Here is a 21,098-nt window from a genome sequence, read left to right as displayed (position 1 = left end):
GCCGTTGTGACAGGGCAGGTCGCTGATGGCGCGCTGGCGGTGCGAATCGCGCCGGAGCACGAGGTTCCCCGCGATCAGCGGACGCCCAGGCCTTCGGCGAGGGTGCGCGTGAGCTCGCCGGCCGGCACCGGACGGCAGCCCGCGGCGTTCTGCCCGGACCACAGGGGCGTGAAGTCGCCACGGCCTGCCGCCTCGGCCTTTGCGCGCAGGGGTGCGATGGCCGCCGTGGCTAGCGGGAAGGCAGGCGCATCCGGACTCATCGGCCCAAGTTCGCGCATGACCCGGTTGACGATGCCGCGGGCCGGCCGGCCGGTGAACAGCCGCGTGAGCGCCGTGTGCCGCGCCGCCTCGGACTGCAGCGCCGCCCGGTGCAAGGCACTTGTCGTGGCCTCGGGGCACAGCAGATAGGCCGTGCCCACCTGCACGCCCGCGGCGCCCAGCGCCATGGCCGCCGACACGCCGGCTGCATCGGCGATGCCGCCGGCAGCGATCACCGGCACCTCCAGCGCGGTCACCAGCTGCGGCAGCAGCGCGAACAGGCCGCTCTGCCGGCTCAGGTCGTCCGACAGGAAGTGGCCGCGGTGGCCGCCGGCCTCCAGCCCCTGCGCGATCACGGCATCGGCGCCCTGGGCCTGCAGCCACAGGCCTTCCTCCACGGTCGTGGCGCTGGCCAGCACGCGGGCGCCCCAGCCCTTGACGCGGGCCAGCAACTCTGGCGACGGCAGGCCGAAATGGAAGCTCATCACCGGCGGACGCAGCGGCTCCACCAGGTCGCACAGCGCGGCGCTGAAGGGCTGGCGGCCGGCACCCGCACCGATGCCGGCCGGGTCGATGCCGTACTCCGCGTAGTACGGGGCCAGCCGCTCGCGCCAGCGCGCCTCGTGGGCGGCGTCCGGCTCGGGCGGCACGTGGCAGAAGAAGTTGAGGTTGAAGGGCCGGTCGGCCGCGGCGCGGATGGCGGCCACCTCGCCCGCGATCGCGTCGGGCGCCAGCATGGCACAGGGCAGCGAGCCCAGCCCGCCGGCCTGCGACACCGCGATGGCCAGGGCACTGCCCTGCACGCCCGCCATGGGGGCCTGGATGATGGGAAGCGCGGTGCCCAGCAGGGCGGCGAGGTCGAGGCGCATGCGTCGGTGTCCTGGGGATGCGGAACCGCCGATTGTGCGCAAGGTGCCTCAGACCAGCTTCAAGTCGCGCGCCGCCACGCCCGGAAAGACCCGCGCCACCTGCTGGGGCGACAGCCCGTACATGCGCTGGAACAGTCCGCCGAGCACCGCGCGGTATTCGTTGAGCACCGGCCAGTCGCGGTTCTGGAACAGCGTCTGCGCCGTCAGCGCCTGCTGAGTGCCGACGATGTGCCCACCCGCCGAAGCCGCCAGTCCGCCACCGAGCACCCAGTAGACCGTGCCGTGGCCATGGTCCGTGCCCTTGTTGCCGTTCTCGCGGAAGGTGCGGCCGAATTCGCTGATGACCACCACCACGGTCTCGCGCCAGGCGTCCTCGCCGAGTTCCTCGGCAAAGCCATTCACGCCCCGGCCCAGTTCCTCCAGCCGGTTGGCCAGGTAGCCCGTGCTGCCGCCCTGGTTGACGTGCGTGTCCCAGCCGCCCACATCCACGAAGCCCAGGTCGAAGCGCTCGCGCATCAGACGCGCCATGCGGCGCGCGACCAGCTCGAAGCCCTTGGCGCTGATGGCATTGCGGCTGGCCTGGTCCATCTCGGCCTGGATGCTGCGGCGCAACTCGGCCTGCAGCGCGAAGCCCTCGGAGACCGCACTCTGCAGCGGGCTTTTCGCATACATGCCGGCGATGTCCTCGACCTGCCGCGCACCCAGGCCCTGCCCGCCCGGGTTGCCCATGCCGATGTTGCCCACGCGCACCATGCCACGCAGCGAGAGCGGCAACTGGTCGGTGAAGGCGATGGGCGTGACCTCCTGCAGCGGTCCGCCACCCAGCACCTGCGCCAGCCGGTTGAGAAAGCCGGAGCCGTAGTCGCGCCGCCCCGTCAGCGCCTGGCCCAGCTCGATGCCGTCCTGCGTCTCGAAATGGCTGCGCGTCAGGTCGTCGGTGCCGGCAAAGGGGATGAAAGCGGCCTGCCCGCGCTGGAACAGCGGCATCAGGCTGCCCGCCAGCGCCGGATGCAGGCCCCAGTCGGCGTCGAGCGCCAGGGCCCCGCCCACCTGCTCTGGGCGCGGCACGGCGATGGACGGACGGCTCTGGTAGTAGAAGTCGCTGCCCGTGGGCACGAGGAAGTTGCAGCAGTCGTAGGCCCCGCGCAGGAACACCACCAGCAGGCGCGTGCCCTCGGCGGCCGGTGCGGCGAGCAGGCGGCCGACGGGTGCAGCGAGGGACAGCGCGGCCCCCGCCTGCAACAGGCGGCGGCGGGACGGCGACGAGGGTGAGGAAATGGGCATCGAAGGACTCCTTCTTCAGGCGGGCATACGCCGCGACGATCTCGCCCCGCAGGGGATCCCGGCGGCGGCCAGACGCGGCACGGCATGCGGTGCGGGGCGGTTCATCGGTACATCCGTTCCGGCGACGCGAGCAGATAGGTGTTCCAGTCCTGCACGGACGACGCCTTCGCCAGCGCCTGCCGGGTGGCGGCGCCCAGCGTGGGTTCGATGCGGCGCACGGCCTCGGCGTGGGCCATCGCGGGATAGGGCGGCTTCTCCAGCGGCGCGCGCGGCTCGGCGCGGAACAGCACCGCGCCGTTGCTGCCCAGCGACCGGGCGACGTCGAAGCGCGCATTCATCTGGCCGGCGCTGGCCCACTCCTGCTGCCGCAGGGGATAGCCGTCGGGCGTGTCGTGCGCGTGGGGCGCCTCGCCCAGGCGGTTGACCCAACCCATCAGCGGCCCGATGTCGCTGGCCACCCGATCACCGTAGGCCAGCCGCACGCTGCCGATGGCGTACTGCAGCGGATCGCGGAACTTGCGGCCCAGCGAGGCCGTGAATTCGGGCGAGCCCAGCATGGTGCGCATGACGGCGGCGATGTCGCCATCGGTACGCTCGAAGGTCCGGGTCATGCGCTCGACCAGGGCGGGCGGCGGATCGTCCGCGACGAAGTAGGTGGCCAGCTTGCGGGAGATGTGCCGCGCCGTGGCGGGCGCGCGGGCCAGCCGGTCCAGCGCCTCGTCGACCTCCGCCAGGCCGCTGGCGTGAAGCGGCGCGCCCAGCAGCGTCTTGGGGTTGCGGTCATGGCGGGCGGGGTTGAACTCGAAGACGCCGCGGCGCACCCACTGCCCGGCCAGCGCCGGCGGCAGGCGCGGCGGCGGCGCGTCCAGCGGCTGCAGGTTGGTGCCCAGCCCGGTGAGCACGCGCGCCATCTCCTGTACATCGCCCTGGGTGTAGCCGCCATCCACGCCCAGCGTGTGCAGCTCCATCATCTCGCGCGCCAGGTTCTCGTTGATGCGGCCGGCGGCGTTCTGCGGGTTGTCCAGGTACACCAGCATGGCCGGGTGCAGCTCGACCGCACCGAGCAGGTCGCGGAAGCGACCCAGCGCATGCGGCCGGATGGCGCTGTCCTCGTAGTCGGCGAGCAGCGCCCGCGTCTTCTGCACGCTGACATAGAAGTGGTTGGCCCAGAACCAGCTCATCACCTCGCGCAGCTGGTCGGGGCTGTAGAGGGCGCGCAGCAGGAAGCGCTGCTGCGTCTCGCGTCCCGCCTGGCCCAGGGCCTGCTGCCACGCCTGGCGCGCCGCGAGGCGCTCGCCCTCCTCCGGCAGCGCGTCGGCGGCGCGGCGCTGGGCGTCCAGCCTCAGCGCCAGGGCACCGCCCGGCTCGGCGCTGATGCTCATGGCGTCGATCTTCTGCTGGGCCGCGGGCGGCAGCGGCGCACCTGCGACATCCGGACGCAGCTGGTCATCGATCCAGCGGGCCAGGCCCAGGCGGTCGACCTGGGCCACGGTGTCGCTGCTGACGCCCCAGCTCAGGCGATCGATCCAGGCCAGTTGGGCGACAGGCGCAGACGGCACCGGCAGGGAGCGGCCGGGCGACGCGCAGCCCCACAGCAGCACGGCCGCACACAGCGCCGCGCCACAGGCACGAAGACGGGAAAAGCGCTGCATGGGATCTCCTGACGAGGTGGCCTGCACGATGCCGGATCAACCCGCGCGATGCCGCTCGCGTTGACGCGCAGCCACCGCAACAAATGTAAAGATCTGGGAACAGGCGAACCTGACCGGCCGGCACTCCTCACACACAGGCAGGCCCGGCACGGCGAGCGGTGGCGCGCGCCCCATGTCCTACACCGGCCGGGGGCCCCGGCGCACCGCGGCCCGACCCGGGCCTTGCGATGCTCGCCGCCTTTCAACCGGATCCACCATGCGCCGCCTCTGGGAAATCGACGCGCTGCGCGGGCTGATGCTCGTGCTGATGACCGTCACGCACCTGCCGTCGCGGCTCACCGACCCGTTGGGCCAGCCCTTCGGCTTCGTCTCGGCGGCCGAGGGTTTCGTGCTGCTGTCGGCCTTCGTGTGCGGCCTGGTGTACGGTGGCATCGGCCACCAGAAGGGCGTGGCGGCCATGCGGCAGGCCTTCTGGCGGCGCGCGGTGACGGTCTATCTGTGCCAGGCGGCGCTGCTGCTGTTCCTCTTTTTCGTGATCGCAGGGCTGGGCCTGCGGGCCGATCAGCCGGCGGTGCACGAACGGGTGCGCTACTTCATCGCCTATCCGCACCAGGCCTTCGTCTGGGCACTGGCGCTGGTGCACGAGCCGGCCCTGCTCGACATCCTGCCCATGTACATCCTGTTCATGCTCGCCAGCCCCTGGGTCATGGCCTACGGCATGCGCCATGGCTGGAAGCGGCCGCTGATGGTGAGCGCCGGGCTGTGGCTGCTGGCGCAATTCGGCTTCACCAACCTTCTGTACCGCGTGGCGCAGGCACTGCTCGGCATTCCAGTGCCCATCGACGAGACGGGCTCCTTCGATTCGCTGGCCTGGCAGTTCCTGTGGTTCGCCGGGCTATGGTTGGGCTGCAGCCGGCACGATGCGCTGCCCCCGATGCTCGAATTCCCGGCGGGCGTCGTGCGCGCGGCCGTGGTCACGGTCATCGTGGTGATGCTGTGGCGCCATCTGGGCCCCACCGGCCAGGCGCCCTTCGGCAGCCACGACGCGCTCAACGAGTGGTTCGACAAGTGGCGACTGGCGCCGCTGCGCCTGCTGAACCTGGTGGCCATCGGCATCGTGGTCCTGCGCTACGGACCCACCTGGCTGAAGCACCTGCCCCGCCCGCGCGTGCTGGAGACGCTGGGCAGTGCCTCCCTCTCCGTGTTCTGCGCCCACCTGGTCGCCGTGTTCGTGGTCCTGGTGGTCTGGGGTGGCGACTTCCACGTCCGGCCCTGGTGGGGCGATGCGCTGATGCTGGGCGTGGTCTTCGGCGCCCTCTATGGGGTGGCCATCGGCGTGGCCCGATGGGAGGCGCGGGTCAAGCCTCCATCACGGAAGAAGGCTGCGCGCCCGCAATCTGCCTGAGCGCCCGCTCGAACACCTCGGGCGGCTGGCCGCCGGAGATCAGGTGCTGCCGGTTGAGGATGATGGCCGGCACCGAATGGATGCCCGCCTGTGTGAACATGCGTTCGGTCGCACGCACCTCGTCGGTGAACTCGTCGCTGGCCAGGAGGGCCCGGGCACGCTCGGCGTCGAGGCCCGCCTCAGCCGCCAGCCGCACCAGCAGTTCATGATCGGCCGGGCTCAGGCCGTCGAGGAAGTAGGCCTTGAACAGCGCCTTCTTCAAGGCCAGCTGCTTGTCCGAGCCTTCCAGCTCGGCCCAGTGCAGCAGGCGATGGGCATCGAAGGTGTTCCACACCCGCTTGCGCATGTCGAGGTTGAAGGGAAAGCCCACCGCCTCGCCGCGCTGGCGCAGCACCTCGCCGTTGGCACGCACCTGGGTCTCGTCGATGCCGTACTTGCGCATCAGGTGCTCGATGGAATCCTCGCCCTCGGCCACCATGTCCGGATTGAGTTCGAAAGGCTGGAAATGCAGGTCGACCTGGACGTCCGGCGCCACGCGCGCCATGGCGGTCTGGAGCGAAGCCAGGCCGACGGCGCACCAGGGGCAGGACACATCGGAGACGAAATCAATGCGCAGGGTGTTCATGCGCGCCATTCTGCGTTCGGCCGGCCACACCTGCACCGTCCAGGCCTTTGGGTCATCCTGCCTGAGGACGCGGCCAGGCCAGGCGTTCAGCTGCGCCGGGTGCGCTGCAGGCGAGGCAGCCAGCCATAGGCGATGCCGACCAGCGCCGCCCCCGCCAGCAGCAGTGGCAGCACCATCGGCCAGGCTCCCGCCGAATAGCGCGCATCCACGAACAGCGCCGCCGTCTGCCCGGCGCAGAAGGCCACCAGCATCATCAGGAAGCCCGACCACGACACGGCCCGTCCCGCCAGGTGCGGCAGGTCGCCCACCGCGCCCGCCTGGCCGCAGGGCTGGTGGATGCCATGGCCCATCACATACACCGCATGTCCGGCCAGCAGCGGCAAGGGCGAATGCGGCAGCAGCAGGCAGCCGAGCGCCTGGATGCTGGCACCCGTCAGGCTGAGCACCGAGCCGATCTGCACCGTGCGCACCGGGCCGACCCGGGCCAGCAGCCGCCGGCACAGCAGCGTGCTGCTGATGTAGACGACGGAACCGCCCGCCGGCACCCAGCCGTACATGACTGGCGACATGCCGAGGTAGCCGATGTAGACCATGGGCGACAGCAGCAGGAAGCAGAACAGCCCGCCATAGGTGCAGGCCGCCAGCGAGGCCCAGGCGCGGAAAGGCCGGTTGCGCCAGACCTCCCGCGCGCTGCCGCGGGGCGCGGAGGCATCGGGTGCGTCCAGGGCGCCGGCCAGCATCGGCCGGTGCGTCTCGGCGAAGGAATGCCAGCACAGCCCCAGCAGCACCAGCGCGTAGACCGCCATGCCCACCAGCACCCAGCGCCAGCCCAGGGCCTCCACGCCCCAGGCGCCCAGCAGCGGTGACATCAGCGCCACCACGCCAAGGCCCGTCAGCCCGCGGGCCATCACCTGCGGCCCCTGGTGGGCGGGGTACAGGTCGCGCACCGCGGCCCGTGAGCACACCAGGATGGCGGCCATGGCAAAGCCCTGCACCGCCCGCCCGGCCGCGAGCAGCAGCACGCTGCCCGCCAGCGCGCAGCCCAGGGCCGCGACGGCATAGGCGCCCAGCCCCGCCAGCAGCACCGGCCGCCGGCCGAAGCGGTCGGCCAGCGGGCCGCACAGCAGCTGCGCCACGCCGAAGGCCAGGATGAAGACCGTCAGGCTGCTGCTGGCCGAGCCCAGGTCGCGCGCGATCTCGGGCAGCGCGGGCAGGTAGCTGTCGGTGGCCACCGGCTGCGCGGCCAGCAGCAGCGGCAGCAGCATGGCGAAGGCGATGCCGCCGCGCGGGCGATCCGGGGCAGCGTCACTCATGCGCGGCCCTCCTCGACCTTCGCGCGCCACGCGCACAGGCTGCCGATGACCGCCAGGGCCGTCGCCGCCCAGAACATGACCACATAACCCATCTGCTGCGCCACCGCCCCGCCGGCCAGCATGCCCAGCACGCCACCCAGGCCGTAGCCGATCACGGTGAACAGCGCCTGCCCCCGCCCGCGCAGCCGCCCCGGAAAGTGCTCCGTCACCATCGCGATGCAGGTGGTGTGGTGCGCCGCGAAGCTCAGGGCATGCAGCATCTGCCCCAGCACCAGCGCCCAGACCCATTGGCCGAGGCCGGCGGTCAGGCCCATGCGCAGCACCGCGGCCACGCCGCACAGCAGCAGCCACTGCGGCATGCGCAGCCGCCGCACCACTCGGCCCTGCAGCCCGAACCAGGCCACTTCGGCTGCCACCGACAGCGCCCAGAGCGCGCCGATGGCCGCCTTGTCATAGCCGATCGAATCGAGGTAGAGCGAGAAGAAGCCGTAGATGGCGAAGTGCGCCGTGACATGGAAGAACAGCGAGGCGAAGAACCAGCGCACCACCGGCCGCTGCAGCACCGGCCCGACCGGCTCGTGCACCGCGCCGCGGGCGGCCACGGGCTCGCGGTGATCGGGCAGCCTGAGGGTGGCGAAGAACACCAGCCCCAGCGTGACCAGCGCCCAACCCGGGAAGTGCCCCATGCCGAAGCGGTCGAACCAGGCCCCGGCCAGGAACACGGTCACCAGAAAGCCCGCCGAACCGCACAGCCGGATGCGTCCATAGCGGCCCCAGTCCCCCGCCACCAGGTGCGCCAGCGCCGCCTCGGTGAGCGACATCATCGAGCTGGTGTGGGTGAACATGACCAGCAGCACCAGCGCGATCCACCAGTGCCCGCCACTCCACCAGAGCCCCAGCGATGCCGCCATGGCGACCGCCGCACTGATGCGCAGCAGCTTCACGCGCTCGCCCGTGCGGTCCGACAGCGTGCCCCAGGCATAGGGCGCGAACACCCGGGTGAAGGACTGCACCGAGGTCAGCAGGCTGATGGTGAAGATCGGCAGCCCCAGGCTCTGCAGCCACAGCGGCAGGTAGGGATTGAAGAAGCCGATGTGGGCGAAATAGCTGGCCGACAGCCCCGCGAAGGCGAGCAGCGGACGCCGGCTGGCGGCGGCAGAGGGCGTGGTGGCCGGGTCGGCCACTACAGGAAGGAGGCCTGCAGGCCCTCCGGTCGGTCGGCCTGGGCCTTGTCGCCTCGCACCACAGGAAAGGCCGCGCCCGGCTCGCCGCACTGGGCGCGCTGGCGCAAGGCGTGTTCCATCACCACCAGCGCCAGCATGGCCTCGGCGATGGGCGTGGCGCGGATGCCCACGCACGGATCGTGGCGGCCCTTGGTCACCACCTCGACCGGCCGGCCGTCCACGTCCACGGAAGTACGGGGCGTGGTGATCGAGCTGGTCGGCTTGATGGCGATGGCCACCTCCAGGTCCTGCCCCGTGCTGATGCCGCCCAGCACGCCGCCCGCATTGTTGCTGTCGAAGCCGTCGGGCCGCATGGCGTCGCCGTGCATGCTGCCGCGCTGCGTCACGCTGGCGAAACCGGCGCCGATCTCCACGCCCTTGACGGCGTTGATGCCCATCATGGCGTAGGCGATGTCGGCATCGAGCTTGTCGAACAGCGGCTGGCCCAGGCCGGCAGGCATGCCGGTGGCCACCACGCGCAGGCGGGCGCCGCAGGAGTCCTGCGCCTTGCGCAGCGCGTCCATGTAGGCCTCCAGGGCCGACACGTCGGCCACGGGCGCGAAGAAGGGGTTGTTGGGCACGTGGTCCCAGCTCTCGAAGCCGATCACCTGCTCGCCGATCTGCGTCATGCAGCCGCGGAACTCGGTGCCGTACTGCTCGCGCAGCCACTTCTTGGCCACCGCGCCGGCCGCCACCATCGGCGCCGTGAGGCGGGCCGACGAACGGCCGCCCCCGCGCGGATCGCGGATGCCGTACTTCTTGAAGTAGCTGAAGTCGGCATGGCCGGGGCGGAACTGGCGCGCGATCTCGCCGTAGTCCTTGCTGCGCTGGTCGGTGTTCTGGATCAGCAGCGCAATGGGTGTGCCGGTGGTCTTGCCTTCGTACACGCCGGAGAGTATCTGCACCGCATCGGGCTCGTTGCGCTGCGTGACGTGCCGGCTGGTGCCGGGCCGCCGGCGGTCCAGGTCGGGCTGGATGTCCGCCTCCGAAAGGGCCATGCCGGGGGGGCAGCCGTCGATGACGCAGCCGATCGCGGGGCCGTGGGATTCGCCGAAGTTGGTCACCGCGAACAGGGTGCCGAAGGTGTTGCCGCTCATAGGCGCGCGATTATCGGTGCGTGTCGATACCGGGGCGTCCTGCTGCGGGAACGCTTTATGCATGTTGCGGCGCAGCACCCACCCAGGAAGGAGCGCGCCCCATGTTGGATCGGACCACCACGGAGTTCTCGCACGTCAAGCCCGGCGACACCGACTACCAGTCGGGCGGGCTGCGGGACTTTTTCCTCTACCGGGACCTCGGCATCGCCGAGGCCACCCATGGCAAGGTGATCGCGCACCTGGTCAAGGCAAACATGGCGCCCGAAACGGGCACGGGCTGGCACCGTCACGAGGCGGACTTCCAGATCGTCATCATGGTCAAGGGCTGGGCCCGCTTCATGTACGAGGACAAGGAAACGCTGGTGGAGGCCGGCGACGTGGTGCACCAGCGCCCGGGCATCCGCCACTACCTGTTCGACTACTCGCCGGACATGGAGTACCTGGAGATCGTCTCGCCGGCCGACTTCAAGAGCGTGGACGTCGAGCCCGTCTGCGAGGTGCCGACCCCCACGCCCTGGAAGTAGCCATCTGCCGGCACGTCGTCGGTGACCACGGGCACGAGCCCCAGGGCCAGCCCATTCACGCGCCGCGCTGCCCCAGGCCCAGGTAGGTGTCGATGATGCGGCGGTCATGCAGCAGCGCGTCGGCCGGGCCTTGCAGCGCCACGCGGCCGGTCTCCAGCACATAGCCGCGGTCGGCCACCTGCAGGGCGGCGCGTGCGTTCTGCTCCACCAGCAGCACCGACACGCCCTGCGACCGCAACGCCCCCACCACCTGCAGCACCTCGCGCACGATCAGCGGCGCCAAGCCCAGGGAGGGCTCGTCCAGCATCAGCAGTCGGGGGCGCGCCATCAGGGCACGGCCGATGGCGAGCATCTGGCGCTCGCCGCCCGAGAGCGTGCTGGCCCATTGGGTCCGCCGCTCCTGCAGCCGCGGAAAGATGGCGAACACCTCGGCCATGCGGGCGCGCTGGTCCCGGCGGCCCGTGCGCCAGCGGTAGAAGCCGCCCAGCAGCAGGTTGTCCTCGACCGACATCTCGCCGAAGAGCTCGCGCCGCTCGGGCACCAGCGCCACGCCGCGCGCCACCATGGCCTCGACGCTGGGCCGCGGGATCAGCTCGCCGGCCAGCCGCAGCCGGCCGCGCGAAGGCAGCAGCCCCATGGCGGCCCCCAGCAGCGTGGTCTTGCCCGCGCCGTTGGGCCCGATGACGGTGACGATCTCGCCTTCGTCGATGTGCAGGGCCACGCCATGCACGGCCTCGACGGAGCCGTAGGCGACGTGGAAGTCCTCCAGCGCGAGCACGGGCCGGGCGGCACCGGGCCGGGCCTCGGCGGCGGCCAGCCGGGCGCTCATGCGGCCGGCTCCAGCACCGCGGATGCCGCAGCGACGGCGGGTGGCGGTCCGTCGGGCTCCGCACCGCCCAGATAGGCATCCAGCACGCGCGGATTGCGCTGCACCGCGTCCGGCGTTCCCTCGGCGATGACGGTGCCGAACTCCAGCACCGTCACGCGGTCGGCCAGGTTCATCACGAACTCCATGTCATGTTCCACCACCAGGATGCCCAGGCCCTCGCCGCGCAGTTGCGCCAGCAGGCCGGCCAGTGCCTGTTTCTCCAGGTGGCGCAGGCCGGCGGCGGGCTCGTCCAGCAGCAGCGCCACCGGGTTGCCCGCCAGGGCGCGTGCGATCTCGACCACCCGCTGCTGGCCCAGCGCCAGCGAGGCCGCCGGCCGGTCGGCGAAGGCCCCCAGGCCGCAGCGCTCGATCTGCCGGCGGGCCTCGGCCAGCAGGGCCGCCTCTTCGGCCCGATCCAGCCGCAGCATCGCGGCCCACCAGCCGCGCCGGCCGCGCAGGTGGGCGCCCAGCGCCACGTTCTCGAGCACGCTGCGCTCGCCCAGCAGGCGCACATGCTGGAAGGTGCGGCCCAGCCCGCGGGCCGCGAACTCGCGCGAGGGCCGGCCCTGCATGGGCGCGTCCAGCAGGCGCACCTCGCCCTCGCTCGGGTCGTCCACGCCCGACACCATGTTGAAGAAGGTGCTCTTGCCCGCGCCATTGGGGCCGATCAGCGCATGCACCTCCCCGGCCCGCAGCGTCAGGTCGACGGCGCTGTTGGCCACCAGGCCGCCGAAACGCCTGGTGACGGCACGCGCCTCCAGCAACAGCGCGCCCGCCGGCTGCATGGCCCGCGCCGGCAATGCGCAAGGCGGCACCCCGCGGCGCCCTTCGCGCTCGGGCCGGAGCCAGCGTCCGCCCCACCGCGCCACCGTGGGCCACAGGCCTTCGGCGAAGCGCTGCAGCACCAGCACCATCAGCAGGCCGAAGACGATCTGCTCGAAGTTGCCGCTGGCGCCGAGCAGCCGGGGCAGCCAGTCCTGCAACTGCTCCTTGAGCAGCGTGATGAGCATGGCGCCCAGCACAGCGCCCCACAGATGACCTGCGCCGCCGACCACGGCCATGAACAGGTATTCGATGCCCACGTTCAGGCCGAAAGGCGTCGGATTGACGAAGCGCTGCATGTGCGCATAGAGCCAGCCCGACAGCGCCGCGAGCAGCGCTGCCAGGACGAAGACGCGGGCACGCTGCCGGGCCGTGTCCACGCCCATCGATTCCGCCATCAGCCGGCCCGACTTCAGCGCGCGGATGGCCCGCCCCTCCCGCGAATCCAAAAGGTTGTGCAGCGCCCACAGGGCCAGCAGCAGCACCAGCCAGATCACCGGACCCAGCACGCGCGGCGAGGCCAGCGAGATACCGAAGACGCTGAGCGCCGGCAGACCGGTGATGCCCGTCTGCCCGCCCAACGCCTGCAGGTTGCCGAACAGGTAGTACAGCCCCAGCCCCCAGGCGATGGTGCACAGCGGCAGGTAATGGCCCGAGAGCTTGACGGTGATGCCGCCCAGCGCCCAGGCCAGCACGAAGGTGAGCGCCAGCCCGAGCGCCAGCCCCACCCAGGGCCACAGCGGCGGCGGCAGCGCCGAGAGCGCCGCGGCGGCCGTGGGCGATGTGCAGACCCAGGCCGTGGCATAGGCGCCGATGGCCACGAAGGCCGCCTGTCCGAAGGAGGTCATGCCGCCCACGCCGGTGAGCATGACCAGCCCGGCCGCCACCAGGGCATACAGCCCGATGTAGCTGAACACCGTGGCGGTGAACTCGGGCAGCAGCGGCCAGGCCACGGCCAGCGCCGCGACGAAGAGCAGCGTGAGGTGCCGGCGGGTCATTCCTCGTCCTCCACATGGCGGCTGCGCAGCGAACGCCACCACAGCACCGGAATGATCAGCGTGAACACCAGCACCTCCTTGAAGGCGCTGGCCCAGAAGGAGGAGAAGGCCTCCAGCTGGCCCACGATCAGCGCGCCCGCCAGCGCCACCGGATAGCTCGCAAGCCCACCCACGATGGCGGCCACGAAGCCCTTGAGGCCGATCAGGAAGCCGGTGTCGTAGTAGACGGTGGTCAGCGGTGCCACCAGCAGGCCGCCCACGGCGCCGATCAGCGCCGCCAGCGCAAAGCTCAGGTCGCCCGACAGATCGGCCGGAATGCCCATGAGCCGCGCACCCACACGGTTCATGGCCACGGCGCGCAGCGCCTTGCCCACGATGGAGCGTTCGAAGAACACGAACATCAGCACCACCAGCAGCACCGCCACCCCCACCACCACGAGCGACTGCCCGGCCACCGTCACGCCGCCCCAGTCGAAGCGGGTCTCCGAGAAGGCCGGCGTGCGCGAGCCCTCGGCGCCGAAGAACAGCAGGCCGAGGCCCACCAGCACGCCATGCAGTGCCACGGACACGATCAGCAGGATCAGCACACTCGCCCGTGCCAGCGGACGGTAGGCCAGGCGGTAGAGCAGCGGGCCCAGCGGCGCCACCACCAGCAGCGTCGCCAGCGACTGGCCCCACAGCGAGGCCGGTCGCCACAGCAGCACCACAGCGCAGGCCAGCAGCGGCAGCACCACCGTCCAGGCCAGCGTCGCCCGCCATTCCACGACCGCGCCGCGCCGGGCGCGCCAGAGCTCCAGCAGCAGCACCGCCACGGCCAGCACCAGCAGCAGCCACAGGGTGCCCGGCACCTTGCCGGTGCCGAGCGCCGCCATCGACAGCGCGCCGAAGGCCACCAGTTCGCCCTGCGGAATGAAGATGACGCGCGTGACCGAGAACACCAGCACCAGCGCGAGCGCCATCAGCGCATAGATGGCGCCGTTGACGATCCCGTCCTGGCCCAGCAGCAGGGCGATCTGGAGGTCCATGCCGTTCAGGGCAGGTACTTCCAGGTGCCGTTCTGGATGGTCACCATCACCCGGGCGCGGTTGTCGAGGCCGAGGTGGTCGGTGGGCGTCATGCTGAAGACGCCATGCGCGCCGGGCACTTCCTTGATCTGCTCCAGCGCGTCGCGCAGCGCGGCACGGAACTCGGGGGTTCCCGGCTGCGCCTTCTTGAGCGCCTCGGGCACGGCGGCCTGCAGCATCAGGCCGGCATCCCACGCATGGCCGCCGAAGGCCGCGGTACTGCCCTTGCCGTGGGCCGCCTCGTAGGCGGACACATAGGCCATGGCCGACTTCTTGACCGGGTTGCTGTCGGGCAGTTGCTCGGCCACCAGCATGGGCCCCGCGGGAAGGATGGTGCCTTCCACGTCCTTGCCGCCCACGCGCAGGAAGTCGGCATTCGCCACGCCATGCGTCTGGTAGACCTTGCCCTTGTAGCCGCGCTCGGCCAGCGTCTTCTGCGGCAGCGCAGCCGGCGTGCCCGAGCCGGCGATCAGCACGGCCTCCGGATTGGCGGACATGAGCTTGAGCGCCTGGCCCGTCACCGAGGTGTCGGTGCGCGCATAGCGCTCGTTGGCCGCCAGCTTGATGCCCTTGGCCGCGGCGGCCTTGGAGAAGACCTCGTACCAGCCCTCGCCATAGGCGTCGGAGAAGCCGATGAAGCCGACCGACTTCACGCCGCGCGCCGCCATGTGGTCGACGATGGCCTGCGCCATCATGTCGTCGTTCTGCGGGGTCTTGAAGACCCACTTCTTCTTGTCGTCCATGGGCGAGATGATCCGGGCCGATGCCGCCAGGCTGATCATCGGCACGCGCGCCTCGGCGGCCACGTCGATCATGGCCAGCGAGTTGGGCGTGACGCTGGAGCCGACGATCACGTCGGCCTTGTTGTCGGCGATCAGCTTGCGGGTGTTGTTGACCGCGGTGGTGGTGTCGCTGGCATCGTCGAGCACCACGTAGTTGACCTTCTGCCCGCCGATGGTCTTGGGCATGAGGGCGATGGTGTTCTTCTGCGGAATGCCCAACGAGGCCGCCGGGCCCGTGGTCGACAGCGTGACGCCCACCGTCAGGTCGGCCCACGACAGGCTGGCCGCGCAGGCCAGCGCGGCGGCGGCGAGCGCCTGGATCTTGAACTTCATGGCTTGTCTCCTTCTGTACTTTCTCGGTCTGGCAGAAAACGCCGGGGCGCGTCGCCCCGCGGCGTGCGAAAGGTGCCGCCGGTCAGCCGGTCGGCGCCGGATCGGTGTCGGAATCGGAAGCGGCAATGGGAACGTCCACCGGCCGACGCGCAGCGTCGGGCAGGCGCACCGCCGGCAGCCCGCCCAGGAACAGGTCGGCCACCACGGGCGCCATGTCCTCGTAGTCCAGCGGCCCATCGGGCTTCATCCAGGTGAACATCCAGTTGATCATTCCGAACAGCAGCATGGTCAGCGGCATGCCCATCAGCGTGTCCTGCAGGTCGGGCCGCAGGGCCGCCACGGCCCGCGCGAAACCGCGCACCACGGCGCGCTCCTTGTCGAGCACGCGCTGGCGGTCTTCGGGCTCCAGGAAGCGCACGTCCTCGGTGAGCACGCGGTGGGCGCTCTGCGCGGTGGCGTACTCGCGCACCAGCCGCAGGATCAGCTCGCGCATGCGGGCCTCGGGCGGCATCTCGCCGGCCCACACCTCCGAGACGATGGCATCGAGCCGGCTCACATGGGCCTCGGCGATGCTCACGAGCAGCGTGTACTTGTCCTTGTAGTAGTGGTAGAGCGTGGGCTTGGACAGGCCGCAGGCCTCGGCCACCTGGTTCATCGAGGTGGCGGGATAGCCCCGCCGCGCGAACAGCAGCCCGGCCTGCGCCAGGATGGTCTCGCGTTGTTCGTCGTAGCCTGCTGCGCGTCCTCGTGCCATCCCTGCGTTCCCGTCAACGTTCGTCGAACGAGAGTACCACCCGGTCCGTGGTGGGATGGGCCTGGCAGGTGAGCACGAAGCCGGCCTGCACCTCCGCCTTGTCGAGGGCGAAATTGCGCCCCATGCGCACCGCGCCTTCGAGCACCTTGGCGCGGCAGGTGCCGCACACGCCCGAGGTGCACGAATACGGCACCTCCACACCGGCCGCCGCCGCGCAGTCGAGGATGCTGGGCTGGTCACGGCGGAACTCGATCTCGCGCGAGAGCCCATCGCGCACGATGACCACCCTTGCCTGCTCGGCATCGCCCGGCAGCGCCTCGTGCATCACGGCGCCGACGGCTCCGGGGGCGGTGGCCGGCTGGGCGATGCCGAAGCGCTCCACATGGATCGCCGACCCCGGCACGCCGGCCGCGCGCAATGCCGCCTCGGCCTCGTCGTTCATCTGGTAGGGCCCGCAGATGTAGGCATGGTCGATGGACCAGGCCGGCACCAGCGTGCGCAGGAAGTCGCCCACCTTCTCGCGGTCGAGCACGCCGCTGTTGATGGGCGCGTCGGTGTGCTCGTCCGAGAACACATGGTGCAGGACCAGCCGGCTCAGGTAGCGGTTCTTGAGGTCCTCCAGCTCCTCCTTGAACATGGTGGAACGCAACTGCCGGTTGCCGTAGATCAGCGTGAAGCGGCTGCCGGGCTCGCGCGCCAGCACGGTCTTCATGATCGACAGGATGGGCGTGATGCCGCTGCCCCCAGCGACGCCCAGGTGGTGCCGGCGCTCCTCGGGCGCCAGCGGAACGAAGAAGCGGCCCTGCGGCGCCATGACGGCAATCTCGTCGCCGGGCCGCAGCTGGGCGTTGATCCAGTTGGAGAACACGCCGCCGCGCACCTTGCGCACGCCCACGCGGAGCACGCCATCGTCCACGCCGGCACAGATCGAGTACGAACGCCGCAGGTCCTGCCCGTCGATCTGCTTGCGCAGGGTGAGGTACTGGCCCTGGGTGAAGCCGAAGGTCTGGCGCAGCTCGGGCGGCACATCGAAGCTGACGATCACCGCCTCGGCGGTATCGGGCTCCACGGTCCGCACGCGCAGGGAATGGAACAGGGGCGTCATAGCGGCTTGAAATGCTCGAAGGGTTCGCGACAGGCGATGCAGCGGTAGAGCGCCTTGCAGGCGGTGGCACCGAAGGCGGACAGCCGCTCGGTCTCGATGCTGCCGCAGCGCGGACAGGCGACCATGGGCGTGGCGCCACGGCGTCCCACCAGCCGCACCGGCACGCCCTGCCCCGCCGCCACCGGGCCGGGGGGCGCGATGCCGTACTCGCGCAGCTTGCGGCGGCCGTCCTCGCTGATCCAGTCGGTGGTCCAGGCCGGCGCGCGGCGCAACACGGTCTGCACCGGCCCCAGGCCGTCGGCCTCGATCGCATCGCGCACGCTCTGCGCGATCACCTCGGTGGCAGGACAGCCGGAATAGGTCGGCGTCAGCACCACGGTCAGGCCGTCGGCGTCGAGGCGAATTTCGCGCACCAGGCCCAGGTCGCACACCGACAGCGCCGGTACCTCCGGGTCGGGAACGTCGGCCAGCACAGCCCAGGCACGCGCCATGCGCGCGGACTGTTGCGGCACCGAAGCCGGCGTGGGCACGGCCGCCATCGCGCTCACCACACGCCTCCGGGATAGGCCCGCTGCAGTTGCTGCATCTCGGCCAGGATGTAGCCCATGTGCTCGCTGTGCACGCCGCGCTTGCCGGTGCTGACAAAGGCCGTGTGCGCGGGCACCGGCAACGAGGCCTCGGCCAGCACCTCGGCCATCGCGGCCTCCCAGTCGGGGCGCAGCGCGCTCCAGCGCGGGCCCAGGCCGCTGGCGGCGGCGGCCTCGTCCACCGCGTCGTCGGCGAAAAGTTCGGCGGCATAGGGCCACAGCCGCTCCAGCGCGGCCACCATGCGCCAGCGCGACTCCGCCGTGCCGTCGCCCAGGCGCACCACCCAGTCGGCGGCATGCTGCTGGTGGTAGCGCGCCTCCTTCACGGCCTTGCCGGCGATGGCCGCCAGCTCGGCGTCGGTGGAGTCCTGCAGCCGCGTCCACAGCAGGTGGAAGAAGGTCGCGGCCATGGTGTTGCGCAATACGGCGAGCGCGAAGTCGCCGGGCCGGCCCGGGCCATTGGGCAGCTCCACCAGCGTCACGTTGCGGTAGTCGCGCTCCTCGCGCAGGAAGGCGAGCTGGTCCTCGTCATGGCCGCGGCCCTCGACGGCGCCGGCATGGCTCAGCACCGCGCGGGCCTGGCCGATCAGGTCCAGCGCCATGTTGGCCAGCGCGATGTCCTCTTCCAGCACCGGCGCGTGACCGGTCCATTCGCCCAGCCGCTGGGCGAGGATGAGGGCGGTGTCGCTGATGCGCAGCAGGTACTGCAGCGGCGCGTCCTGGGCGATCTCGATGGAGGCTTGCATGTGGTGTCTCCCGTCGGTGCTCACATGTGGTCCACCGCGCCGGGCAGCGTGTAGAAGGTGGGATGGCGGTAGACCTTGTCCTCCATCGGGTCGAAGTACATGTCCTTGTCGCCGGGATCGCTGGCGACGATCTGGTCGGCCCGCACCACCCACACGCTGGTGCCCTCCTGCCGGCGCGTGTACACGTCGCGCGCCAGCTGGATGGCCATGCGCGCGTCGGCAGCATGCAGGCTGCCGCAGTGCTTGTGGTCCAGGCCGGCCTTGGTGCGCACGAAGACCTCCCACAGCGGCCACTCGGCGCGGGGCGGTTGCGCCCGGCTTGCGTTGCCCACGGGTCTGGCTTCGGCCTCGCCTGCGATGCGGTCGCCCTTCGCGTCGGGGGTGTGCTCGCTCATGCGGCCTCCTTGAATCGCTCTTCCTGCTTGCGGGCATGGGCCAGGGCGGCTTCGCGCACCCAGGCGCCCTCCTTCCAGGCCTTCACGCGGGCGGCCAGGCGCTCGCGGTTGCAGGGGCCGTCGCCGGCGATGACGCGCCAGAACTCGGCCCAGTCGATGGCACCGAAGTCGTGGTGCTGGCGCGCCTCGTTCCACTTCAGCGCGGGGTCGGGCAGGTTCACGCCCAGCACGCGGGCCTGCTCGACGGCGGCGTCGACGAACTTCTGCCGCAGCTCGTCGTTGGACACGCGCTTGATGCCCCAGCGCATGGACTGCGCCGTGTTGGGGCTCTGGTCGTCGGGCGGGCCGAACATCATCACCGAGGGCCACCACCAGCGATCGACGGCGTCCTGCACCATGGCCTTCTGCGCCTCGGTGCCCTGCTGCATCATGGTCAGCAGGCTTTCGAAGCCCTGGCGCTGATGAAAGCTCTCCTCCCGGCAGATGCGCACCATGGCGCGGGCATAGGGCGCATAGGAGCAGCGGCAGATGGGCACCTGGTTCATGATGGCCGCGCCGTCCACCAGCCAGCCGATGGCGCCCACGTCGGCCCAGGTGAGCGTGGGGTAGTTGAAGATCGAGCTGTACTTGGCCTTGCCGCTGTGCAGGGCCTCCAGCATCTGGTCGCGCGAGGTGCCCAGCGTCTCGGCCGCGGCATACAGGTACAGGCCGTGGCCGCCCTCGTCCTGCACCTTGGCCAGCAGGATGGCCTTGCGCTTGAGCGTCGGTGCGCGGGTGATCCAGTTGCCCTCGGGCAGCATGCCGACGATCTCGGAATGCGCATGCTGGCTGATCTGGCGCACCAGCGTCCGGCGGTAGTGCTCCGGCATCCAGTCCTTCGCCTCGATGAAGGCGCCGTCGTCGATGCGCGCATCGAAGCGGGCCTCCAACAGGGCCTCCTGGGCGGAGCGCACGGGCTTGCGGGCGTCGGCGTCCTTGCCGGCGGTGTCCATGGCCTGGGTGTACATGGGGCGGTCCTTCCTGTGGTTTGCGTGGGGGCGGACGAAGGCCGGTCAGCGGGCCTTGGCGCGTTCGTCGAAGACCCGGCGTGCCTTGCCGGTGAGCGTGCGCTCGATGCCATCGGGCGGCAGCACGTTGACGGTGGTGCTGATGCCGATCAGCGTCTTGATGCGGTGCTGCACCCAGCCGGCCACCTCCGCCGCACTCGCGGCGGCCGCGGCCTCGGGCTGCAGCTCGCAGCGCACCTCCACCGTGTCCAGGTGGCCATCCCGGCGCACCACCAGCTGGTACTGGCCGGAGAGATGCGGGTGCTGCAGCACGATCTCCTCCACCTGCGTGGGAAAGACATTGACGCCACGGATGATCAGCATGTCGTCGCTGCGGCCGACGATCTTGCCCATGCGCCGGAAGGCGCGGGCGGTGGGCGGCAGCAGCCGCGTGAGGTCGCGCGTGCGGTAGCGCACGATGGGCAGGGCCTCCTTGGTGAGCGTGGTGAAGACCAGCTCGCCCTCCTCGCCGTCGGGCAGCACCGCGCCGGTCTCGGGGTCGATGATCTCGGGATAGAAGTGGTCTTCCCAGATCACCGGGCCGTCCTTCGACTCGATGCATTCGCTGGCCACGCCCGGGCCCATGACCTCGGACAGGCCATAGATGTCCACCGCATCGATGCCGGCACGGCCCTCGATCTCGCGGCGCATGGCCTCGGTCCAGGGCTCGGCGCCGAAGATGCCGACCCTGAGCGAGCAGTCGCGCGCGTCCAGGCCCTGGCGCGCGAACTCCTCGACGATCACCTGCATGTAGCTGGGCGTGACCATGATGATCGACGGCTTCAGGTCGCGGATCATCTGCACCTGCTTCTCGGTCTGTCCGCCCGACATGGGAATGGCGGTGCAGCCCAGCCGCTCCACCCCGTAGTGCGCCCCCAGGCCGCCGGTGAACAGGCCGTAGCCGTAGGCCACGTGGATCAGGTCGCCGGCCCGGCCGCCCGCGGCGCGGATGGAGCGGGCCACCAGGTCGGCCCAGCGGTCGATGTCGCCGGCGGTGTAGCCCACCACCGTGGGCTTGCCCGTGGTGCCCGACGAGGCATGGATGCGCGCCAGCCGCTCGCGCGGCACGGCCAGCATGCCGAAGGGATAGTGGTCGCGCAGGTCGCTCTTGACGGTGAAGGGGAACTTCGCCAGGTCCGACAACTGCCGCAGGTCCGACGGATGCACGCCCCGCTCGTCGAAGGCGCGGCGGTAGTGCGGCACGTTCTCGTAGACGTTCTCCAGCGTGGCGCGCAGGCGCTGCAACTGCAGCGCGGCGATCTCGTCGCGGCTGGCGGTCTCGATGGGTTCCAGGTCGCCGGGGGCCGGCTGCTTGACGGGCATGGGTCGTCTCCTTGCGGGCAAATCG

At 71.0% G+C, this 21,098-nt stretch carries 20 protein-coding genes; 2 read left to right on the top strand and 18 right to left on the bottom strand.

What is annotated here, in order from left to right:
• Window positions 1-74 precede the first annotated feature (74 nt).
• The 3 genes from ABIC63_RS04815 to ABIC63_RS04805 form a co-directional block, all read right to left on the bottom strand.
• Entirely contained in the window at window positions 75-1,127 is a 1,053-nt protein-coding gene (locus ABIC63_RS04815; RefSeq protein WP_354318923.1) for an NAD(P)H-dependent flavin oxidoreductase, read from the bottom strand.
• A 48-nt stretch (window positions 1,128-1,175) separates the two neighbouring features.
• Window positions 1,176-2,411, bottom strand: coding sequence for a DUF1501 domain-containing protein (locus ABIC63_RS04810; RefSeq protein WP_354318922.1), 1,236 nt, complete (start codon window positions 2,409-2,411; stop codon window positions 1,176-1,178).
• A gap of 101 nt (window positions 2,412-2,512) precedes the next feature.
• A complete protein-coding gene (locus ABIC63_RS04805; RefSeq protein WP_354318921.1) occupies window positions 2,513-4,063 on the bottom strand; it encodes a DUF1800 domain-containing protein in 1,551 nt (516 codons plus the stop codon).
• Window positions 4,064-4,319: 256 nt separating this feature from the next.
• Between ABIC63_RS04805 and opgC the strand changes: the two genes are divergently transcribed.
• Window positions 4,320-5,468: an OpgC domain-containing protein gene (gene opgC / locus ABIC63_RS04800; RefSeq protein ID WP_354318920.1), complete on the top strand. Its 1,149-nt coding sequence runs from the start codon at window positions 4,320-4,322 to the stop codon at window positions 5,466-5,468.
• Here opgC and ABIC63_RS04795 read toward each other — a convergent pair.
• The 4 genes from ABIC63_RS04795 to aroC form a co-directional block, all read right to left on the bottom strand.
• The gene (locus ABIC63_RS04795) at window positions 5,422-6,102 is read right to left on the bottom strand and encodes a DsbA family oxidoreductase (protein WP_294374746.1); all 681 of its coding nucleotides are present in this window, start codon (window positions 6,100-6,102) and stop codon (window positions 5,422-5,424) included. The genes opgC and ABIC63_RS04795 overlap by 47 nt on opposite strands.
• Before the next feature lie 77 nt (window positions 6,103-6,179).
• Window positions 6,180-7,406, bottom strand: a complete 1,227-nt coding sequence (locus tag ABIC63_RS04790) for an MFS transporter (RefSeq protein ID WP_354318919.1) — start codon at window positions 7,404-7,406, stop codon at window positions 6,180-6,182.
• The gene (locus tag ABIC63_RS04785) at window positions 7,403-8,590 is read right to left on the bottom strand and encodes an MFS transporter (RefSeq protein WP_354318918.1); all 1,188 of its coding nucleotides are present in this window, start codon (window positions 8,588-8,590) and stop codon (window positions 7,403-7,405) included. Before ABIC63_RS04785 ends, ABIC63_RS04790 begins: the two co-directional genes overlap by 4 nt.
• A complete protein-coding gene (gene aroC, locus ABIC63_RS04780; protein ID WP_234194039.1) occupies window positions 8,590-9,726 on the bottom strand; it encodes a chorismate synthase in 1,137 nt (378 codons plus the stop codon). The genes ABIC63_RS04785 and aroC overlap by 1 nt, the downstream gene beginning before the upstream one ends.
• A gap of 101 nt (window positions 9,727-9,827) precedes the next feature.
• Between aroC and ABIC63_RS04775 the strand changes: the two genes are divergently transcribed.
• A complete protein-coding gene (locus tag ABIC63_RS04775; RefSeq protein ID WP_294374736.1) occupies window positions 9,828-10,250 on the top strand; it encodes a cupin domain-containing protein in 423 nt (140 codons plus the stop codon).
• 55 nt (window positions 10,251-10,305) lie between these two features.
• Here ABIC63_RS04775 and ABIC63_RS04770 read toward each other — a convergent pair whose 3' ends face one another.
• The 11 genes from ABIC63_RS04770 to paaK form a co-directional block, all read right to left on the bottom strand.
• Window positions 10,306-11,079 carry an ABC transporter ATP-binding protein gene (locus ABIC63_RS04770; RefSeq protein WP_354318917.1) on the bottom strand — a complete coding sequence of 258 codons (774 nt, stop codon included), beginning with the start codon at window positions 11,077-11,079 and terminating at the stop codon, window positions 10,306-10,308.
• Window positions 11,076-12,938: a branched-chain amino acid ABC transporter ATP-binding protein/permease gene (locus ABIC63_RS04765; RefSeq protein WP_354318916.1), complete on the bottom strand. Its 1,863-nt coding sequence runs from the start codon at window positions 12,936-12,938 to the stop codon at window positions 11,076-11,078. Before ABIC63_RS04765 ends, ABIC63_RS04770 begins: the two co-directional genes overlap by 4 nt.
• Window positions 12,935-13,963, bottom strand: a complete 1,029-nt coding sequence (locus ABIC63_RS04760; protein WP_017762293.1) for a branched-chain amino acid ABC transporter permease — start codon at window positions 13,961-13,963, stop codon at window positions 12,935-12,937. Before ABIC63_RS04760 ends, ABIC63_RS04765 begins: the two co-directional genes overlap by 4 nt.
• A gap of 5 nt (window positions 13,964-13,968) precedes the next feature.
• Entirely contained in the window at window positions 13,969-15,117 is a 1,149-nt protein-coding gene (locus ABIC63_RS04755; protein WP_354318915.1) for an ABC transporter substrate-binding protein, read from the bottom strand.
• 82 nt (window positions 15,118-15,199) lie between these two features.
• Window positions 15,200-15,871, bottom strand: a complete 672-nt coding sequence (locus tag ABIC63_RS04750) for a TetR/AcrR family transcriptional regulator (protein WP_294374725.1) — start codon at window positions 15,869-15,871, stop codon at window positions 15,200-15,202.
• Between the two features lie 13 nt (window positions 15,872-15,884).
• Complete coding sequence (gene paaE, locus ABIC63_RS04745; RefSeq protein WP_354318914.1) at window positions 15,885-16,976, bottom strand: 1,2-phenylacetyl-CoA epoxidase subunit PaaE; 1,092 nt, start codon at window positions 16,974-16,976, stop codon at window positions 15,885-15,887.
• Window positions 16,973-17,515: a 1,2-phenylacetyl-CoA epoxidase subunit PaaD gene (gene paaD / locus ABIC63_RS04740; RefSeq protein ID WP_294374941.1), complete on the bottom strand. Its 543-nt coding sequence runs from the start codon at window positions 17,513-17,515 to the stop codon at window positions 16,973-16,975. Before paaD ends, paaE begins: the two co-directional genes overlap by 4 nt.
• 5 nt (window positions 17,516-17,520) lie before the next feature.
• Window positions 17,521-18,309, bottom strand: coding sequence for a 1,2-phenylacetyl-CoA epoxidase subunit PaaC (gene paaC / locus ABIC63_RS04735; RefSeq protein WP_354318913.1), 789 nt, complete (start codon window positions 18,307-18,309; stop codon window positions 17,521-17,523).
• 20 nt (window positions 18,310-18,329) lie between these two features.
• Complete coding sequence (gene paaB, locus ABIC63_RS04730) at window positions 18,330-18,641, bottom strand: 1,2-phenylacetyl-CoA epoxidase subunit PaaB (RefSeq protein ID WP_114804145.1); 312 nt, start codon at window positions 18,639-18,641, stop codon at window positions 18,330-18,332.
• A gap of 59 nt (window positions 18,642-18,700) precedes the next feature.
• Window positions 18,701-19,711: a 1,2-phenylacetyl-CoA epoxidase subunit PaaA gene (gene paaA / locus ABIC63_RS04725; protein ID WP_354318912.1), complete on the bottom strand. Its 1,011-nt coding sequence runs from the start codon at window positions 19,709-19,711 to the stop codon at window positions 18,701-18,703.
• Between the two features lie 45 nt (window positions 19,712-19,756).
• Window positions 19,757-21,073, bottom strand: a complete 1,317-nt coding sequence (gene paaK / locus ABIC63_RS04720; RefSeq protein WP_354318911.1) for a phenylacetate--CoA ligase PaaK — start codon at window positions 21,071-21,073, stop codon at window positions 19,757-19,759.
• Between the last annotated feature and the right edge of the window lie 25 nt (window positions 21,074-21,098).

The organism is Pseudacidovorax sp. 1753, from assembly GCF_040544975.1.
GTDB lineage: Bacteria > Pseudomonadota > Gammaproteobacteria > Burkholderiales > Burkholderiaceae_C > Xenophilus.
This window is presented reverse-complemented; position numbering and strand designations above follow the sequence as displayed.

Excerpts from the sequence above, each read along its gene's own strand:
- ABIC63_RS04815 (WP_354318923.1), bottom strand. The coding sequence starts at position 1,127 with ATGCGCCTCGACCTCGCCGCCCTGCTGGGCACCGCGCTTCCCATCATC.
- ABIC63_RS04810 (WP_354318922.1), bottom strand. The coding sequence starts at position 2,411 with ATGCCCATTTCCTCACCCTCGTCGCCGTCCCGCCGCCGCCTGTTGCAG.
- ABIC63_RS04805 (WP_354318921.1), bottom strand. The coding sequence starts at position 4,063 with ATGCAGCGCTTTTCCCGTCTTCGTGCCTGTGGCGCGGCGCTGTGTGCG.
- opgC (WP_354318920.1), top strand. The coding sequence starts at position 4,320 with ATGCGCCGCCTCTGGGAAATCGACGCGCTGCGCGGGCTGATGCTCGTG.
- ABIC63_RS04795 (WP_294374746.1), bottom strand. The coding sequence starts at position 6,102 with ATGGCGCGCATGAACACCCTGCGCATTGATTTCGTCTCCGATGTGTCC.
- ABIC63_RS04790 (WP_354318919.1), bottom strand. The coding sequence starts at position 7,406 with ATGAGTGACGCTGCCCCGGATCGCCCGCGCGGCGGCATCGCCTTCGCC.
- aroC (WP_234194039.1), bottom strand. The coding sequence starts at position 9,726 with ATGAGCGGCAACACCTTCGGCACCCTGTTCGCGGTGACCAACTTCGGC.
- ABIC63_RS04775 (WP_294374736.1), top strand. The coding sequence starts at position 9,828 with ATGTTGGATCGGACCACCACGGAGTTCTCGCACGTCAAGCCCGGCGAC.
- ABIC63_RS04770 (WP_354318917.1), bottom strand. The coding sequence starts at position 11,079 with ATGAGCGCCCGGCTGGCCGCCGCCGAGGCCCGGCCCGGTGCCGCCCGG.
- ABIC63_RS04765 (WP_354318916.1), bottom strand. The coding sequence starts at position 12,938 with ATGACCCGCCGGCACCTCACGCTGCTCTTCGTCGCGGCGCTGGCCGTG.
- ABIC63_RS04760 (WP_017762293.1), bottom strand. The coding sequence starts at position 13,963 with ATGGACCTCCAGATCGCCCTGCTGCTGGGCCAGGACGGGATCGTCAAC.
- ABIC63_RS04755 (WP_354318915.1), bottom strand. The coding sequence starts at position 15,117 with ATGAAGTTCAAGATCCAGGCGCTCGCCGCCGCCGCGCTGGCCTGCGCG.
- ABIC63_RS04750 (WP_294374725.1), bottom strand. The coding sequence starts at position 15,871 with ATGGCACGAGGACGCGCAGCAGGCTACGACGAACAACGCGAGACCATC.
- paaE (WP_354318914.1), bottom strand. The coding sequence starts at position 16,976 with ATGACGCCCCTGTTCCATTCCCTGCGCGTGCGGACCGTGGAGCCCGAT.
- paaD (WP_294374941.1), bottom strand. The coding sequence starts at position 17,515 with ATGGCGGCCGTGCCCACGCCGGCTTCGGTGCCGCAACAGTCCGCGCGC.
- paaC (WP_354318913.1), bottom strand. The coding sequence starts at position 18,309 with ATGCAAGCCTCCATCGAGATCGCCCAGGACGCGCCGCTGCAGTACCTG.
- paaA (WP_354318912.1), bottom strand. The coding sequence starts at position 19,711 with ATGTACACCCAGGCCATGGACACCGCCGGCAAGGACGCCGACGCCCGC.
- paaK (WP_354318911.1), bottom strand. The coding sequence starts at position 21,073 with ATGCCCGTCAAGCAGCCGGCCCCCGGCGACCTGGAACCCATCGAGACC.